The 1562-nt window shown below is 61.7% G+C and carries 2 protein-coding genes; one reads left to right on the top strand and one right to left on the bottom strand.

Annotated features, from left to right (window positions below; translation table 11 throughout):
• Positions 1–398: 398 nt before the first annotated feature.
• A complete protein-coding gene (locus tag M0D67_RS41965) occupies positions 399–686 on the bottom strand; it encodes a helix-turn-helix domain-containing protein (protein ID WP_266243680.1) in 288 nt (95 codons plus the stop codon).
• A gap of 421 nt (positions 687–1107) precedes the next feature.
• Between M0D67_RS41965 and M0D67_RS41960 the strand changes: the two genes are divergently transcribed.
• Entirely contained in the window at positions 1108–1485 is a 378-nt protein-coding gene (locus tag M0D67_RS41960) for a hypothetical protein (protein ID WP_266243677.1), read from the top strand.
• Positions 1486–1562 lie beyond the last annotated feature (77 nt).

The following is a 1562-nucleotide window of genomic DNA, read 5'->3' as shown; positions in this document are numbered from 1 at the left end:
GAAAACCGTTTCTGTGCCGGAAATGAAAAGGGTCGCCGTGATAAACCCGCTTATCGCGGCAAACCGGGCGGCTGTCCCGCCGGTCTCCTCCGGCCGCGCCAGTGCCCGGTCGTCAGGTGCGGCATGCTCCGCCCTCAGGCAGGGTTACACGTCAAGTTCAGTGGTTTTAGCTAAACGAACCGGTTTTTCAGCAGGGCTGTATTGCCGGACCGGACGACGCAGCGGTGGTGGTTGCCAGCATCGAGCTGGCACGGCCAGGGGTTCCGGCCCGGTCGGAGGTCGCGCATACGACCAACCGCCAGCCCAGCTGGACTGTCGCGCCGGGACGGCAGCCAGTCCTGCATCGGCGGCGGGCGCCAGTGTATGCATTGCCCGGCAGCGGCGCTGACAGGCCACGGCTACTTCTCGCTGACAATCGTCAGCAACCGGTCGCGCAACAGGGCCGTAGTCCGTTCTATCTCTTTGGGTGTGAGCCGGTCCATGTAAGCCACCGTCAGCAGGGTGAGCGGGTGTACGCCCAGCACTTCCGCGAATTGTTCGATCTTTCCCAGTGTTGGCGACTTCAGGCCCCGCTCGACCGTGCTGATGTAGGTCCGGCTGGACACCAGCCCGAAATCTTCCTGCGTGACGTTAGCAATCTCCCGAAGCTGCTTCAATGCCTTGCCCAAAGTGGCGTCGGAGCGCATGCAAGTCCTCCCGATAAAGGACCTGATGAACTCATTGCGAACACTAAAGGGCTACAATCTATAGTGTTCATTTGCTATGATGCGCGGCTTCATTAGGAACCAGGCACTGCGCGGTCGACAGGAAGCGCTGCATAGCAAGGGTCTGACGGATTTGTTCTAAGAGTCGATAAGTGGTGCGACAGCGCCGCGATCCCCCTCCGATGGGTCTGTGGGCCGCGCACCACCGTTTGAAAATCTGCTTTGTGCGGGATGTATCGGACTGGCTGCCAGCTGCACGGTGGGCGGCCTGACCTACGTGGTCAAAACAACCGAATAAACAGTTTGAAGGAAAGAAACATCAATGTTGGTGACGGATGCTACGTGGGCAGAAACCCATCCGGTCAGGCGTGCCCTGGTCCAACCGCTTTGTGCATGGCGGTGTGTGAGCTGGACGGATGAACAAACGAATTTCTGGGTGATCGCCCCGCGGCGGCTGCCGGAGTCCGGGGATCTGCCCGACGGCTGGCTCCTGGGCGGCCCGGAGGCGCTGCTTGAATTCACGTCGCACCTGCGCGCCGAAGAACTGTCCGTGTATGTGTTCGACGGCAAGGTCAAGCTCCGTCAGGTGACGGGCCTGTGGAGAAAACGGGACGATCCCGACGGGATGCAGGGTTACTGGTATGGCGTGGCGGGCGGCAAGCTGAAACCCTGCTACCGCAGCAAACGGTTGATTACCCCGGGGCCGGAGTTCGAGTGCGAACGTCAGTTTGCCAGCGCGCCGGCAGCCGGGCGGGACGCGCAGCGGGCCGGTGTCGCCTGACCCGCGGCGAGTGGAGCGAGCAGTGCGGATACAGATCGCCTCGGACCTGCACCTGGAAATCCTGCAGCAGAGTTTTC

The organism is Paraburkholderia sp. SECH4, assembly GCF_030511745.1.
Lineage (GTDB): Bacteria > Pseudomonadota > Gammaproteobacteria > Burkholderiales > Burkholderiaceae > Paraburkholderia > Paraburkholderia madseniana.
The sequence above is the reverse complement of the archived record's forward strand: the minus strand, read 5'-3'. Positions and strand labels throughout refer to the sequence as shown.

Excerpts from the sequence above, each read along its gene's own strand:
- M0D67_RS41965 (WP_266243680.1), bottom strand. The coding sequence starts at position 686 with ATGCGCTCCGACGCCACTTTGGGCAAGGCATTGAAGCAGCTTCGGGAG.